16 protein-coding genes are annotated in these 14,818 nt (G+C 70.3%); 9 read left to right on the forward strand and 7 right to left on the reverse strand.

Annotation, left to right across the window (positions count from 1 at the left end; all coding sequences use genetic code 11):
* Window positions 1-4 precede the first annotated feature (4 nt).
* The 3 genes from ACK8OX_RS20360 to ACK8OX_RS20370 form a co-directional block, all read right to left on the reverse strand.
* Window positions 5-910, reverse strand: a complete 906-nt coding sequence (locus ACK8OX_RS20360; RefSeq protein ID WP_430666076.1) for a cation diffusion facilitator family transporter — start codon at window positions 908-910, stop codon at window positions 5-7.
* On the reverse strand, window positions 907-3,189 hold the full coding sequence (locus ACK8OX_RS20365; protein ID WP_430666077.1) for a heavy metal translocating P-type ATPase: 2,283 nt from the start codon (window positions 3,187-3,189) through the stop codon (window positions 907-909). Before ACK8OX_RS20365 ends, ACK8OX_RS20360 begins: the two co-directional genes overlap by 4 nt.
* 140 nt (window positions 3,190-3,329) lie before the next feature.
* Complete coding sequence (locus tag ACK8OX_RS20370) at window positions 3,330-4,109, reverse strand: methyltransferase domain-containing protein (protein ID WP_430666078.1); 780 nt, start codon at window positions 4,107-4,109, stop codon at window positions 3,330-3,332.
* A 253-nt stretch (window positions 4,110-4,362) separates the two neighbouring features.
* Between ACK8OX_RS20370 and ACK8OX_RS20375 the strand changes: the two genes are divergently transcribed.
* Complete coding sequence (locus ACK8OX_RS20375; protein ID WP_430666079.1) at window positions 4,363-5,388, forward strand: extracellular solute-binding protein; 1,026 nt, start codon at window positions 4,363-4,365, stop codon at window positions 5,386-5,388.
* 9 nt (window positions 5,389-5,397) lie between these two features.
* Here ACK8OX_RS20375 and petA read toward each other — a convergent pair whose 3' ends face one another.
* The 3 genes from petA to ACK8OX_RS20390 all read right to left on the reverse strand — a co-directional run bounded on the left by petA (window position 5,398) and on the right by ACK8OX_RS20390 (window position 8,353).
* Entirely contained in the window at window positions 5,398-5,973 is a 576-nt protein-coding gene (gene petA / locus ACK8OX_RS20380) for a ubiquinol-cytochrome c reductase iron-sulfur subunit (RefSeq protein WP_430666080.1), read from the reverse strand.
* Between the two features lie 159 nt (window positions 5,974-6,132).
* Window positions 6,133-6,936 (reverse strand): zinc transporter ZupT, encoded by an 804-nt coding sequence (zupT, locus tag ACK8OX_RS20385; protein WP_430666081.1) that lies wholly within the window; start codon window positions 6,934-6,936, stop codon window positions 6,133-6,135.
* Between the two features lie 76 nt (window positions 6,937-7,012).
* A complete protein-coding gene (locus ACK8OX_RS20390) occupies window positions 7,013-8,353 on the reverse strand; it encodes an Nramp family divalent metal transporter (protein WP_430666082.1) in 1,341 nt (446 codons plus the stop codon).
* A gap of 83 nt (window positions 8,354-8,436) precedes the next feature.
* On the opposite strand from ACK8OX_RS20390, the gene mntR reads away from it, so the two are divergent.
* Together mntR and ACK8OX_RS20400 are read left to right on the forward strand one after the other, a co-directional pair.
* Window positions 8,437-8,892 (forward strand): manganese-binding transcriptional regulator MntR, encoded by a 456-nt coding sequence (gene mntR / locus ACK8OX_RS20395; protein WP_430666083.1) that lies wholly within the window; start codon window positions 8,437-8,439, stop codon window positions 8,890-8,892.
* Entirely contained in the window at window positions 8,889-9,341 is a 453-nt protein-coding gene (locus tag ACK8OX_RS20400) for a MerR family transcriptional regulator (protein ID WP_430666084.1), read from the forward strand. The genes mntR and ACK8OX_RS20400 overlap by 4 nt, the downstream gene beginning before the upstream one ends.
* A 3-nt stretch (window positions 9,342-9,344) precedes the next feature.
* Here ACK8OX_RS20400 and ACK8OX_RS20405 read toward each other — a convergent pair whose 3' ends face one another.
* Window positions 9,345-10,079 (reverse strand): recombinase family protein, encoded by a 735-nt coding sequence (locus ACK8OX_RS20405; protein WP_430666085.1) that lies wholly within the window; start codon window positions 10,077-10,079, stop codon window positions 9,345-9,347.
* A gap of 153 nt (window positions 10,080-10,232) precedes the next feature.
* Here ACK8OX_RS20405 and ACK8OX_RS20410 point away from each other — a divergent pair, with 153 nt between their 5' ends.
* From ACK8OX_RS20410 to ACK8OX_RS20435, 6 genes are all read left to right on the forward strand, one after another.
* Window positions 10,233-10,496, forward strand: a complete 264-nt coding sequence (locus ACK8OX_RS20410) for a type II toxin-antitoxin system Phd/YefM family antitoxin (RefSeq protein ID WP_430666086.1) — start codon at window positions 10,233-10,235, stop codon at window positions 10,494-10,496.
* Window positions 10,497-10,639: 143 nt separating this feature from the next.
* Window positions 10,640-10,951: a HigA family addiction module antitoxin gene (locus ACK8OX_RS20415; protein ID WP_430666087.1), complete on the forward strand. Its 312-nt coding sequence runs from the start codon at window positions 10,640-10,642 to the stop codon at window positions 10,949-10,951.
* A 14-nt stretch (window positions 10,952-10,965) separates the two neighbouring features.
* Entirely contained in the window at window positions 10,966-12,723 is a 1,758-nt protein-coding gene (locus ACK8OX_RS20420; RefSeq protein WP_430666088.1) for an HsdM family class I SAM-dependent methyltransferase, read from the forward strand.
* Between the two features lie 23 nt (window positions 12,724-12,746).
* Complete coding sequence (locus ACK8OX_RS20425; protein ID WP_430666113.1) at window positions 12,747-13,481, forward strand: PaeR7I family type II restriction endonuclease; 735 nt, start codon at window positions 12,747-12,749, stop codon at window positions 13,479-13,481.
* On the forward strand, window positions 13,478-13,993 hold the full coding sequence (locus ACK8OX_RS20430; RefSeq protein WP_430666089.1) for an SLATT domain-containing protein: 516 nt from the start codon (window positions 13,478-13,480) through the stop codon (window positions 13,991-13,993). Before ACK8OX_RS20425 ends, ACK8OX_RS20430 begins: the two co-directional genes overlap by 4 nt.
* Entirely contained in the window at window positions 13,993-14,769 is a 777-nt protein-coding gene (locus tag ACK8OX_RS20435) for an SMODS domain-containing nucleotidyltransferase (RefSeq protein WP_430666090.1), read from the forward strand. The genes ACK8OX_RS20430 and ACK8OX_RS20435 overlap by 1 nt, the downstream gene beginning before the upstream one ends.
* Window positions 14,770-14,818: the final 49 nt, after the last annotated feature.

Raw genomic sequence — 14,818 nt, forward strand, 5'->3', positions numbered from 1 at the left:
CTCCTCAATGTGCCGCGGGCGCGATGGCACCGGGCGGGTCCACCTGCACCGTCGCGTGGTCGATGCCGTGCCGCTCCCGCAGGCGCGCCGCGACCAGCGCGGGCAGGGCCAGGGGATCGGCACCGGGCGCGGGGGTGACATGGACGGTCGCGACGTCGCTCCGGTCCGTCAGGGTCCAGGCGTGGAAGTGGCCGACCTCCGCAACGCCGGGAACGGCCGCGAGGTCGGCCTCCACCGCCCGCGCGTCGAGGCCGCGCGGGGCGGCCTGGAGCAGCACGCGGAGCGACTCCGCGACGAGGCCCCAGGCGGAGCGGATCACGAGGCCTGCGACCAGCACCGACAGCAGCGGATCGAGCGGCGTCCAGCCCGTCAGCATGATGCCGATCGAAGCGGCGATGGCTCCCACCGAGCCGAGCAGGTCGCCCATCACATGCAGCAGCGCGCCGCGGAGGTTGGAATCGCCGGCATCGCCCCGGCGCAGGATGAGCACTCCCCCGATGTTCACGGCGAGGCCGACCACGGCGACGGCCAGCATCGGCCCGGCCAATACCTCCACCGGCTCGCGCAGGCGGCCGAGCGCCTCCACCGCGATCCATGCGACGAGCAGCAGCAGCGTTGCGCCGTTGGCGAGCGCCGCCAGCACGCGCACGCGGTGCCAGCCATAGGTGCGCGCGGCATCGGCGGCCCGGGCCGCAACGCGGTAGGCGATGAGCGCCAGCAGCAGCGCGGCCGCGTCGGAGACCATGTGCCCGGCATCGGCGATCAGTGCGAGCGAGCCGGAGAACCAGCCGCCCGCCGCCTGGACCGCCGCGTAGCCGGCGGTCATGAGAAAGACGAGGCGGATGCGCCGCTCGCTCTCCCCGGTGACGGCCGGGCCGTGGTCGTGCCCCTCGTGACCGCCCGCCGTCACGCGGCCGGCTTCCAGGCGAGCAGGCGCAGCGCGTTCAGCGTCACGAGCACGGTCGCGCCGGTGTCGGCCAGGATGGCGGGCCAGAGGCCGGTGATGCCGAGCAGGGTGGTGACCAGGAACACCGCCTTGAGGCCGATGGCGATGGCGACGTTGGTCTTCACGTTCGCCATGGTCGCGCGCGACAGGCCGACGAGCTCGGAGACGCCGCCGACGCGGTCCTTCAGCACGGCGGCATCGGCCGTCTCCAGCGCCACGTCGGTCCCGCCGCCCATGGCGACGCCGACCGAGGCAGCGGCCAGCGCCGGCGCGTCGTTGATGCCGTCGCCGACCATCACCACGGGACCGCGCTCCTTCAGCCGCGCGATCTCGCGCAGCTTGTCCTCCGGCAACAGCTCCGCCTTGGCGTCGAGGCCGAGCGAGACGGCGATCGCCTCGCCGGTGCGGCGGTTGTCGCCGGTGAGCATGACGGGGCGCACGCCGAGCCGGCCGAGGGCGGCGATGCCTGCGGCGGCGTCGGCGCGCGGCTCGTCACGGAAGGCGATCAGGCCGAGGGGGGCGACTTCGATCAGCACCACGGCGACGGTCTTGCCCTCGCCTTCCAGGCGCGCGAGCTCGGCGGCGAGGCCCCCCAGAGCCACGCCGGCCTCGGCGGCGTGACGGGGGCTGCCGACGCTGATGCGTCGCTCGCCGACAGTGGCGAGCACCGCCTTGCCGGGGATCGCCGCCTGGCCCCGCGCCTCCAGCGGCGTGACGCCACGCGCCTCGGCCGCGGCGAGGACAGCCTTGGCGAGGGGGTGCGCGGACCCCGCCTCCACGGCGGCGGCGTAGGACAGGAGTTCGTCTTCCGACCGGCCTTCGGCCGGGAGGAGATCGGTGACGCGGGGGCGGCCTTCGGTCAGCGTGCCGGTCTTGTCGAAGGCGACGGTGCGGGCGGCGCCGATCCGCTCCAGCGCCGCGCCACCCTTGATCAGCAGCCCGCGCCGCGCTCCGGCGGACAGGCCCGACGCCATCGCCGCCGGCACCGAGATCACCAGCGCGCAGGGGCAGGCGATCAGCAGCACGGCGAGGCCGCGGTAGATGCTCGTCCACCAGTCCCAGCCGAGCGCGAAGGGCGGGATCAAGATGACGAGGAGCGAGACGATCATCGCGCCCGGCGTCCACCAGGCCGAGAAGCGCTCGATGAAGCGCTGCGTCGGGGCGCGGGAGGCGGTCGCCTCCTCGACCATGCGGATGATGCGCGAGATGGTGTTGTCGGCCGCAGCGCGGCTGACGCGGACGCGCAGCGTGCCGTCGGCGTTGATGGAGCCGGCGACGACGTGATCGCCGGGGCCGCGCGCCACCGGCACGCTCTCCCCGGTCACCGGGCTTTCGTCGAGCGCGGAGTGGCCGTCCTCGATGACGCCATCGCAGGGCACGCGGTCGCCGGGGCGGACGAGCACGAGGTCGCCCACCGCCAGTCGCTCGGACATCACCTGTTCGGTCGAGCCGTCCGGGCGCAGGCGGAGCGCGACGCGGGGCATCAGCTGCGCGAGCGCGCGGATGCCGGCGCGGGCGCGGCCGGCGGCGACGTTCTCCAGCAGCTCGCCGACCGCGAACAGGAACACGACGAGCGCCGCCTCCTCGGCCGCGCCGATCACGGCGGCGCCGAGCGCCGCGGTGCACATGAGCGTCTCGATCGAGAACGGGCTGCCGGCGCGGGCCAGCGCGATCGCGCGGCGCCCGAAGGGCACGAGCGCGACGAGGGTGGCCGCGAGGAAGAGCGGGTAGGTCAGCCGCTCCGGCAGGAAGAAGGAGAGCCCCCAGGCGGCACCGACGAGCGCGCCGAGGATCCAGACGAGCCTCGCCTTGCCGGTGGCATACCAGGGCTTCTCGGCGTCGGCCGGGTCGTCGTGGTCGGCGTGCGCGTGGCCGAGGGCGACGCCCTCCCCCGCGCGGCCGCCGGGACCGCCGGCGGCGTGGTCGTGGCCCGCCGCCGCGGGCGCGGCGTGGTCATGCTTGTGGTCATGCCCGTGATCGGGTCCATGCGCATCGGCGTGTCCCGGGCCGGGCAGCGCCGCGGCCAGCGGGTGCGCCTTGTAGCCGAGCGCCTCGACCTGCCTCGCCACCGCGTCCGGCGTGCTCGCGCCCGGCGCGAGCGACAGCGACAGCCGCTCGGCCATGAGGTTCACCTCGACGTCGGAGACGCCGGGCAGGCGCTCGACCGCCCTCGACACCTTTGCCACGCAGGAGGCGCAGTCCATGCCCTCCACCCGCCAGGCCACCCGCGTCGTCTCGTTCATGACCATCACCCGTCGCGTCGGCGAGGGTTATGGGACTTCCAGCCACTGGAGGTTCAAGAGGGTTTGCGCGAACTCTTGGCCTTCGGTGGCGAAAGGCCGCGATGCGTCCAGCGCAGGTATCCGCCTCCGGGCATCACCCCTCACCCTCCGCGGACAGCGATGTAGGTGTAGAAGGTCATGGCGCCGAAGAAGCGGTTCCCCTCCGAGGCGCGCCGGAGCCGTTCGGCGAGGTCTGCGGCTTGGCGGGCCGACATCGCACCTGTTGTCGGCAGCTGCCCCGCGAGGGAGGAGAGGGCGGAGCGGAAGAAATCGGCCCGGCCAATATCGGTCACCGGGTAGCTGCGCATGCCGAGCAGCCGGTAGCCGGCATCCGCCAGGAGACGGGGCATGGCCCGCATCACCCGCGGATGCGCCGCGCCCGCCCGTTGCAGGACGCGGTCGGATGCCTCGCCGCCGTCGGGGGCATCCGTGGCGAAGGTCAGCGACGCCTGGTCCCCGTCGAACACGACCAGCCGGCCTCCGCCAGGGCGGAGCAGCCGGTGCGCCTCCACCAGGACCGCGGCCGGGCTCGCGACATGGCTGAGCAGGGTGTGCATCAGCACCACGTCGAAGCTGCCGTCCGGAAAGGCCAGCCGGTGGGCATCGCCGGCGTGGAAGGCGATGCGGTCGGCGCAACCCTCTTCCGCGGCCATGCGGCGGGCGATGCCGAGCAGGTGCTCGCTGATATCCACCGCGGCGACCGGCGGACCCGAAGGGAAACGGCGCGCGATCGCGCGGGCCGCGAGCGCCGTGCCACACCCGAGGTCAAGCACCCTCTCGGCGCCGCCCAGGCCGAGCCGCGCGAGGTAGTCCTCGACGACGCCCTGGAAGAAGGGATGCCTGCCCCGCGCTTCGAGCCCTGCGGCAGCGGCGGTCAGCATCCGCCGGTCCGCGCGCCGGGTGTGTCCCCAGGGATCGGCCGTCCGGAGTGCTCCTTGATCAAGGGTCGCCTGCGGTCGTGCGGCGGAGGTCCCGCCGCGTGGTGATCCTCGTGCCATGTGTCCCCGAGCCCTGGGGCTCTGCTTTGGCACTTCCAGCGGCTGGAGGTTCAAGGCCTCGCCTTGATTGACATTCGTCCATGTTCAAGCGTAAGACGCGAGTGCGAAGCATTCGCAATTACGCCGGAGAGAAACCATGCCGTCCCGCCGCACCCTCCTGTTCGGGCTGGCCGCCCTGCCCGCCCTGCCAAGCGTCGGTCGGTCGCAGGAAAGGGTGCTGAACATCTACTCGGCCCGACACTACGACACGGACCGGACGCTCTACGACGGCTACACGGCCGCCACCGGCATCCGCACCCGGCTCATCGAGGCGCCAGCCGACCAGCTCATTGAGCGCATCCGTGCGGAGGGCCGCAACAGCCCGGCCGACGTGCTCATCACCGTGGATGCTGGCCGTCTCGAACGCGCACGACAGGCGGGCGTCCTGCAGCCCGTGGGCAGCGCCGCCCTGGCTGAGCGCGTGCCGGCGTCGCTGCGCGATCCGGCCGGGCACTGGTTCGGCATCTCGAAGCGCATCCGCGTGATGTTCCACGACCGCGCCCGGCCGCTGCCGCCCGGCCTGGCGCGCTACGAGGACCTGGCCCGACCGGAGTTCCGAGGCACCGTCCTCACCCGCTCCTCCTCCAACATCTATTCGATCGGCTGGACCGCCTCGATGATCGCGGCCAACGGCCACGAGGCGACCGAAGCCTGGGCGCGTGGCGTCGTCGCCAACCTGGCGCGCACGCCCTCGGGCGGCGACACCGACCAGATCCGGGCGATGGCGGCTGGGCAGGGCGCGATCGCCGTCGCCAACACCTACTACTGGGGCCTGCTCGCCCGCTCCGGCAGCGCGGAGGATCGCGCGATCGCGGAGCGCACGGGGGTCCTCTGGCCGAACCAGTCCGACCGCGGGGCCCATGCGAACGTCTCCGGCGCCGGGGTCGTCGCCGGCGCGCCGAACCGGGACGCGGCGGTCCGCTTCCTCGAATACATGACCGAGCCTGCGGCCCAGGGCCTCTTCGCGGAGGGCAACATGGAGTACCCGGTCGTGCCTGGCACGCCTGTGCACCCGCTGCTGCTCTCCCTCGGCGAATACCGCGAGGACCCGGTGAATGCCGGCCAACTCCAGGCCCACGCGGCCGAGGCGCTGCGCCTGATGCAGCGCGCCGGATGGCGGTGACGGCGCGTCCTACCCGACCCGGATCTGCGTCGGCGAGATGAAGGTGTAGGTCGGCACCGGCAGGTTGGTCGGCGCCGGACCCTTCCGGACGCGCCCGGACGTGTCGTAGTGGCTTCCGTGGCACGGACAGAACCAGCCGCCGTAGTCGCCCCGGTTGTCCATCGCGCGTTGTCCGAGCGGCACGCAGCCGAGATGCGTGCAGACCCCGACGAGGACCAGCCAGGCGTCCCGCTGCACCCGGCCCTGGTCGGGAGCAGGGTCCTTCAGCTCCGACATGGGCGTGGCCCGCGCGGCCTGGATCTCGGCGGCCGTGCGGTGGCGCACGAAGATCGGCTTTCCGCGGAGCATCGCCGTGACCGCCTGGCCCTCAGCAATGGGGGAGAGGTCGATTTCGATCGTCGCCATGGCCAGCGTGTCGCGGGCTGGATTCATGGAGTGGATGAAGGGCCAGGCGACAACGCCGACGCCCACCGCCGCGAAGGCGCCGGTGGTAAGCTTGAGGAAGTCGCGCCGCGTCTCGGCCGGTGCCTCGGGCGCCTCCGGGCGGGTGATGCCGGCCTGCTGCTGGGTGGGCGTCTGGTCCATGGCGAGTGCGTCTCCCGGCGGGACCGGCGTTCCGCCGGCCCCCTCACGGGCCAGGGAGGTAGGACCTCCAGCAGCTGGAGGTTCAAGCCCCTTCCTTTCGCCTCCGAGCACTTTTTGTGGTGTCAGACGCCGGTGTCGCGACCGAGCCCCCTGCTAAGCCTAGCGGAACAGGACGAGGCTGACGGCCAGGACCGCCATCCCACCCACCATCGCGTAGGCCGTGTCGTGCCCGCGCGCATGCCGCTGGGCGGAGGGCAGCAACTCGTCGAGCGCGAGGAACACCATCGCCCCGGCGATGACCGCGAAGACGAGACCGAAGAGCGAGGGCGGCAGGACGGCGCCGAGCACGACCCAGCCGACAAGCGCCCCGACCGGCTCGGCGAGCCCGGACAGCAGCGCCGCCAGCGCCGCCTTCCCCCGGCTGCCGGTGGCGTAGAAGACGGGCACGGCGATGGAGATGCCCTCGGGGATGTTGTGCAGGGCGATCGCCACGGCCAGCGGCGCGCCCACGCCCGGACTCTCGAGCGTCGCGAAGAAGGTGGCGAGCCCCTCCGGCAGGTTGTGCGCGGTGATGGCCGCGGCGGTGAGGAGGCTGAGCCGGGTCAGCCGCGCCCGCTCGGCCTCGTCATGCGCATGCCCGTGCCCGCGGGCATCCGCGTGCGGGTTCGGCACCAGCCGGTCCAGCAGGACGAGTAGGGCGACGCCGACGAAGAAGCCGAGGGTCGCGAGCGCGTAGCCGCCCCGGTCGCCATGGGCCTCCGCCAGCGCCGCATGCCCCTTCGGGAGGATCTCGACGAGGGAGACGTAGACCATCGCCCCGCCGGCGAAGGCGAGCGCGAAGGGAAGGAGGCGTGGGCTGGCGCGCTCTGCCCGGGCGACGAACAGGGCACCGAGCACGGTCGCGAGCCCGGCCGCGAGGGTGACGCCGAAGGCAACGACGACAGGGGAGAGAGCACTGGACATGGATTGCACGTAATCTTGCCGGGCCCGGTCGGACAAGCCTTGCAGCGGAGGGATGAGGCGCGAGCTCCCTCGCCGGTCAGCCGCCGAGCGCGGCGTCGCTCAGCAGCTTGACGTTCAGCCCGACGATCACCGCGGCGATGAGCCACCCCAAGGCGAGCTGCCAGGTCGGCGCCGCCAGCGCGCCGAAGCGCTTCTTGTCGGAGGCGAACATCATCAGCGGGATCACCGCGAAGGGCAGTTGGACGGACAGGATCACCTGGCTGAGAATGAGCAGCTGTGCGGTGCCCGACGCGCCGTAGTACCAGGTGACGATGATGGCCGGGATGATCGCGATCAGCCGCGTCACCAGCCGCCGCAGTACCGGCGGCAGGCGGAAGCGCAGGAAACCCTCCATCACCACCTGGCCCGCCAGCGTCGCCGTCACCGTTGCGTTCAGCCCGCAGAGCAGCAGTGCCACCGCGAAGAGCTTGGCCGCCAGCGCGCTGCCGAGGAGCGGCGCCATGAGCTGGTAAGCCTCGCCGATCTCCGCGACCTCGGTGTTCCCGGAGGTGTGGAACGTCGCCGCGGCGGTGATCAGGATCGCCGAGTTGATGAACAGGGCGAGCGTCAGCGCGATCGTGCTGTCGAGCGTGGCGAATTTGATCGCCTCCCGCTTGCCTGTGTCGTCGGGTTGCCAGGCGCGGGACTGCACCACGGCGGTATGCAGGTACAGGTTGTGCGGCATCACCGTGGCACCCAGGATGCCCATGGCGATGTAGAGCTGCGTCTCGTTCGTCACGATGGAGACCGCCGGGACGTAGCCGCGCAGCACCGCGCCCCATTCGGGGTCGGAGAGCGCGATCTGCACGGCGAAGCAGCCGAAGATCAGCACGATGAAGCCGAAGATCAGCGCCTCCAGCCAGCGCACGCCCTTGTTCTGCAGCCAGAGAATGAGGAAGGCGTCGAAGGCGGTCAGGATCACGCCGTAGAGGAGGGGGATGCCGAACAGCAGCTCGAGCGCGATCGCCGTGCCGATCAGCTCGGCGAGGTCGGTCGCGCAGATTGCGACCTCGGCGAAGAACCAGAGCGGGTAGGCGACCGGCTTCGGGAAGCGGTCGCGGCAGAGCTGGGCGAGGTCGCGGCCCGTCACGATGCCGATCCGCGCGCAGAGCGCCTGGAGCAGGATCGCCATCAGTGAAGACGTCAGCGCGACCGCGAGCAGCGTGTAGCCGAAGGCCGAGCCGCCGGCGAGCGAGGTCGCCCAGTTGCCGGGGTCCATGTAGCCGACGGCCACCAGGTAGCCCGGCCCCATGAAGGCGAAGAGCTTGCGGAGGAACCCGCCGGCGTTCGGCACGCGCACGCTGCGGTAGACCTCCGGCAGGCTGGGCGGGCCGGCGACGGCAGGCGTGGGGGCGGCAGCCTCCGAGGGCGGGGTCATGTGACGCCTCCAATTCTTAGCCTAGGCTAAGTATTATCTCTTCCGCTATCAAGCCCTGGCTGCTGGAACCCCATATCCACCCCATGCGACGCGCCCTCGCCGACCGCCCCCTGCCATCCGCCGACGACCATGCCGCCCGCTTCGCGCGCCAGCGGGAGGCCGACCGCACGGCGACGGCGGAGGACTACGTGGAGCTGATCGCCGACCTCCTGCGCGAGGAGGGCGAGGCCCGTGCCGTGGACCTCGCGCGCCGGATGGGCGTGTCTCAGCCGACGGTCACCGCGACGATCGGCCGGCTGCAGCGCGACGGGCTGGTGGAGACGAAGCCCTATCGCGGCCTGTTCCTGACGGAGGAGGGTGAGCGGCTCGCCAAGGCAGCCAAGGCCCGGCACGACCTCGTGGTCCGCTTCCTCCTCGCGCTCGGCCTCGACCCCGAGACGGCCGAGGCGGACGCCGAGGGGCTGGAGCACCATGTCAGCGAGAAGGCGCTGGAGGCCTTCGCCCGCTTCCTCGCCGATCGGGAGGCGTCGAGCAGATGAGTGATGCCTTCACCATCGGCGACCTCTCCCGCGCCACGGGCGTGAAGGCGACGACGATCCGCTTCTACGAGGCCGAGGGACTGCTGCCGCCGCCGGGCCGCACCGAGGGCGGCCACCGCGTCTATGCCCGCGCGCATCTCGACCGCCTTGGCTTCATCCGCCACGCCCGCGAGCTCGGCTTCGCGATGGAGGACATCCGCGAACTGCTGCGCTTGGCCGACGCCGCGCCGGACGCGCCGTGCGAGGGCGCCGACGCCATCGCCCGCCGCCACCTCGCCGGCGTGCGTGAACGGCTGGCCCGGCTGCGCTCGCTGGAGGCGGAGCTGGAGCGCATGACGGCCTGCCACAACGGCCGTGTGGCGGAGTGCCGCGTCATCGAGGTGCTGGCCGATGCGGCGCACGGGCACTGCGCCGATCCGACGCATGGGGGAGCCGGCGTCAAGGATTGAAGGTCAAGTTTTCGACCTGTCGGATACTTGTTGCGATCGCTCCCGCGCGGCTGTCCGGTCAAGCACGCGCCGCACCTGCTGTGGCTGCCACCGCTCGCCGCCGCGCGGCGCCCGCACGCCGCGCGCACTGAGCGCGTCGGCGAGTTGTTGGAGTGTGGCTGCGCCGGCGCGGCGCGCCGCGTCGAGGTAGGGTACGACCTCGGCTGCGCGCTGCGCTGCTCCCGCTGACCAGGCTGCACGCGCGCTGGCCGCTGTCGTGCTGTCGCCGGGCTTCAGCCGCGGGTTGCCGAGCCGCACGCCGCGCGCCTTCGCCGCGGCGAGCGCGGCCTTGGTGCGCGCGCTCGTCATGCGCGCCTCCTCCTCGGCGACGAGGGCCATGATGCCGACGGTGAGGCGGTTGGCGTGCGGCATGTCGGCGGCGACGAACTCGACGCCGGCCTTCTCGAGGCCGAGGAGGAAGTGGGCGTCGCGCGCCAAGCGGTCGAGCTTGGCGATGAGCAGGGTGGCGCGGCGGGCGCGGCACTCGGCCATGGCGAGGGCGAGCTGCGGTCGGTCGCCCCGGCGGCCGCTCTCCACCTCCTCGAAGGCGGCGGCCACCGTCCCGCCGCGGCCGGCGGCGTGCCGGGCGACCGCCTCGCGCTGGGCGTCGAGGCCGAGGCCGGAGCGACCCTGCTTGTCGGTGCTCACCCGGTAGTAGGCGACGAAGCGCGGTCCAGCGGGGGCGGGGGTGGGGTCCATCGGCTGTCAAGCTGCCCCAACCGGTGCGATTTCACAATCTGAAAGGAGCGTTTGAGGGAATGTGAAATAAGCCTTATTTCAGGCTTTGCTGCAAAACTCGTATTTCATGACGAAATAAGCTATCTTGGCTAAAGCAGCTTTCAGGTGTTTCGCATGGAAGACCCCATTCCCGTGCCCGCGGGCGAAGTGCAGCGGCACTTTGCCCTCTGGCAGGACCGGGCGCTCACCCGCCCCGTCGCGGTCACCAGCCGCGGCCGCCCGCGCATCGTGATGCTCTCCGTCGAGGAGTACGAGCGCCTTCGCCGCCGCGACCGCCAGGCGCTCCGGGTCGAGGACCTGTCCGACGAGCTGGTGGACGCGATCGCGGCGAGCGAGCCGCCACAGGAGGCGCGCCGCCTTGACGGCGAGGTTGGCTGAGCCGCCGCACCCCCGAAAAGTAGGCAAGAGAACGAGCGACGCGCGTCCTTTGTGAAAGACCTGGAATAATCTGCACGGGGCTGTGTGACTAGCGACTGTTGTCGGGTATCATCTTCACCAGTCAGTCCTTTCGAGCCGCCCACATGAGCGTTGATCGCCCCCATCCCGGACAGGCTGTCCGGCACGACTGCCTTGAACCGCTCGGCCTCACCGTCACCGAGGGCGCGAAGGTGCTCGGCGTCAGCCGCCAGACCCTCAACAACCTGGTCAATGGGCAGGCCGGCATCTCCGCCGAGATGGCGATCCGGCTCAGCAAGGCGTTCGGCGGCGCGCCCGAGACCTGGCTGCACCTTCAGATGGCCTACGACCTGGCCCAGGCCCGCCGGCGCGAGGACACCATCCGCGTCCGCACCGTGACCGACGTGCGCAACAGCCGTCAGCCGCGGCTGCTGTGAAGGCAGGGGAACGCATGCCCGTCCAGACCGCCGCCCGTCCCCCCTTTCAGCCTTCGCTGCCGTCGCTGTGCCCGGTCGCCTCCGCCTCGGAGCGGCTGGCCGGGGCGGGAATCGAGGAGCGCGGCGCGATCTTCACCCGCCGCGAAGTGGTGGAGTTCATCCTCGACCTGGCCGGCTACACCGCCGGCCAGCCGCTGCACCGCATGCGCCTGCTCGAGCCGTCCTGCGGCGACGGCGATTTCCTGCTGCCGGTCATCGACCGGCTTCTGACCGCCTGGCAGGCCTCGCCCGAGCGCGACGGAGACCCCGTTTCCAGCCTCTCCGGCTGCATCCGCGCCGTCGAGCTGCACCGCGCCACCTTCGCCCGCACCCGCGCTTCCGTCATCGACCGGCTGGCCCGCCATGGCATCGGCGCCGCCGCCGCGACGATCCTTGTCGAGGCCTGGCTGATCCAGGGCGACTTCCTGCTGATCGACCTGCCCGGCCGCTTCCACTTCGTCGTCGGCAACCCGCCCTACGTCCGGCAGGAGCTGATCCCCGACGCGCTCATGGCCGAGTACCGGGCGCGCTACGCGACGGTCTACGACCGCGCCGACCTCTACATCCCGTTCATCGAGCGCTCGCTGTCCCAGCTGGAGGAAGGCGGGCAGCTCGGGTTCATCTGCGCCGACCGCTGGATGAAGAACCGCTACGGCGGCCCGCTGCGCCAGCTCGTGGCCGAGCGCTTCCACCTCAAGACCTACGTGGACATGTTCGGCACCCCGGCCTTCCAGGCGGAGGTGATCGCCTATCCCGCCATCACCGTCATCGCGCGGTCGAAGGGCGAGGGTAGAGGGAAGGAGCAGGCGAAGAAGGCGACCCGTGTCGCCCACCGCCCGGAGATCAGCGCGCCTTCCCTGTCACGGCTCGCAGCCGAGCTGACCGGCGCGACGCTGCCCAAGAGCGGCGCCGCGGTGCGCGAGGTCGAGGGCGTCGCGGCCGGCTCGGAGCCGTGGATCCTCGAATCCTCCAACCAGCTGGCCCTGGTCCGCCGCCTCGAGGCGGAATTCCCCGCCCTGGAGGCGGCCGGCTGCAAAGTGGGGATCGGCGTAGCGACCGGGGCCGACCAGGCCTTCATCGGCCCGTTCGACGCGCTCGACGTGGAGCCCTGCCGCAAGCTGCCCCTGGTCATGACCCGCGACATCCTCGCCGGCACGGTGGAATGGCGTGGACTCGGCGTCGTGAACCCGTTCGCCGACGGCGGCGGCCTTGTCGATCTCGACCGCTATCCCCGCCTGAGACGCTACCTGGAGGGGCGCAAGGCCGAGATCGCGCGCCGGCACGTCGCGCAGAAGGCCCCGGCCAACTGGTACCGCACCATCGACCGCATCTATCCGGCCCTCGCCGCGACGCCGAAGCTGCTGATCCCCGACATCAAGGGCGAGGCGCACATCGTCCACGAGGACGGGCGGCTCTACCCGCACCACAACCTGTACTTCATCACCTCGGACACCTGGGACCTGAAGGCGCTGCAGGCGGTGCTGCTGTCCGGCATCGCCCGCCTGTTCGTCGCCGTCTACTCGACCCGCATGCACGGCGGCTTCCTGCGCTTCCAGGCGCAATACCTGCGCCGCATCCGCGTCCCCCACTGGCACCAGGTCCCGGACGGCACGAAGCGCGCACTGATCGAGGCGGCCGAGCGGGGCGACCGCACCGCCTGCAACGAGGCCGTGTTCCAGCTCTACGGCCTCACGCCCCCCGAGCGCGCCGCCCTCGGCGGCAACGGCGAGTAGGGGGCGGCATGGCGCTTGACTTGGTGGACTACGAGCGGAAGGCGCGCGACGCGACGATGGCCTTCTGGGGCAACCGGCAGAAGGCGCTGCAGGCCAAGAAGGAGGCCGGGAAGACCGACCAGGGCGAGCGCGGCGCCGTTACCGCCGGCAACACCATGGACGGCTTCACCGCGCTCATGATCGACCTGGTGGAGGCCAACGGCCTGCGCCATGCCTCGATCTACCGGCACCGGCCGGTGCTGACCCTGCCCGGCTATTTCCGGCCGACCAAGCTGTGGGACATCCTGGTGATTCTCGACGGCCGTCTGATCGCCGCTGTCGAGATGAAGAGCCACGTCGGCCCGTCCTTCGGCAACAATGCCAACAACCGCGCCGAGGAAGCCATCGGCACCGCGCACGACTTCTGGACAGCGAACAGGGAAGGAGCGTTCGGCCCGGACTCCCGGCCCTTCGTCGGCTGGCTGGTTATGGTGGAGGACGAACCGAAGTCCCGCCGGCCCGGCACCCGCGACGCCTCGCGCCACTATCCGGTCTTCCCGGAGTTCAAAAACGCTTCCTACCTGAAGAGGTATGACATTCTCTGCCAGAAGCTGGTGCGGGAAAATCTCTACACCGCCGCCTGCGCCCTGACGTCCGAGCGCAGGGCCGTGACCGGCGGCGCTTACGGCGAAATGTCGAACCTCACCAGCCTGACCACCTTTGTCAGCGCCTTTGCCGGGCACATCGCCGCCGAGGCGGCCCGGAGGTCAGGCCGATGAGCGATATGGCCGACAGCACGCTCGAGAAAATCAAGACCGAAATCCAGCGGATCGAGGAAGACTGCATCCATTCGGGCAAGGCGCACTTCAACGCAGGCGAGCGCTGGACGGCCCTCAACTCCTGGCTCGGTGTGCCGTCCGTCATCTTGAGCGCCCTCGCCGGCACCGCCTTTTTCAAGGATTACGCGGCAGTTGCTGGTGGCATGTCGGCCGTCGTCGCCATCCTCACGTCGCTGATGACGTTCCTCAAGCCGTCAGAGCGGGGCGCGGCCCACAAGAGCGCCGGCGACCAGTATCTGACGCTGCGGAACGACGCCCGCATATTCCGGGAGATCGAAATCGACCAGGCCTGCGACGTGCCCGCCGCCATTGCCACGCTCGCCACCTTCACCAAACGCCGCAACGAGCTGAACCAAGCCAGCCCGCAGTTTGCCAATCGGGATTACCAGAAGGCGAAGAAAGGAATCGACGCCGGCGAGGCGACGCATCTGGTGGACAAGGACGAACCCTGATGTCTGTGCTCAGCTACCTGCAAAACCGCGCCAGCAACGCCGTCCTGTCCAGTGACGAGCGCAGCTCGATCGCAACGTCGACGTCAACCTTGCAGGGCAAGCTCTTGCGACATTTCCCTGGCGAGCTGTCCGAGCATTTCCGCTTCGGCTCTTTCACGCGAGACACCATCCTGCCGCGCAAGATGGATGAGCACTCTGACATCGACTACATGATTGTTTTCAAGGAAGGCGGCTACACACCGCAAACCTATCTCGACCGGCTGAAGCGTTTCGTCAGCACGTACTACACCACCTCTGAAGTCTATCAGTCCAATCCAACCATCGTCCTGGAACTAAACCACATCAAATTCGAACTGGTGCCAGCGCTGAAGCGCCAATGGTCCTCCGGTTATCAGATCCCGAACGGCCCCGGCAGTTGGCAGGACACCGACCCGAACGACTTCAATCAGAGCTTGGAGAACGCCAACAAGAACAACTCATATCTAATAAAGCCCACGATCCGCCTAGCGAAATTCTGGAACGCGGAAAACGGATATGTTTTCGATTCATTTTCTTTCGAAAGATGGATCATGAATCAGAGCTACTGGTCATCAATCAACCAGCGAGACTATCTGTTTGCCGTGTTCGATAACCTGAACTTGTACAGCGTCAATGAGCAGTGGCGGCGCGATAGAATTGAGCGCGCAAAAAAGATCGTCGCCAAAGTTCGGGAGCTTGAACGCGACGACATGCCACACAGCGCCGAGGCGGAGATTAAGAAGCTAATTCCGAACTAGGTGTGCAATGCCGGGACAGTGGTCGCGTAGATAACAGACAGCGCTGTTC

Source organism: Falsiroseomonas sp. CW058 (genome assembly GCF_050563535.1).
Taxonomy (GTDB): Bacteria; Pseudomonadota; Alphaproteobacteria; order Acetobacterales; family Acetobacteraceae; genus Falsiroseomonas.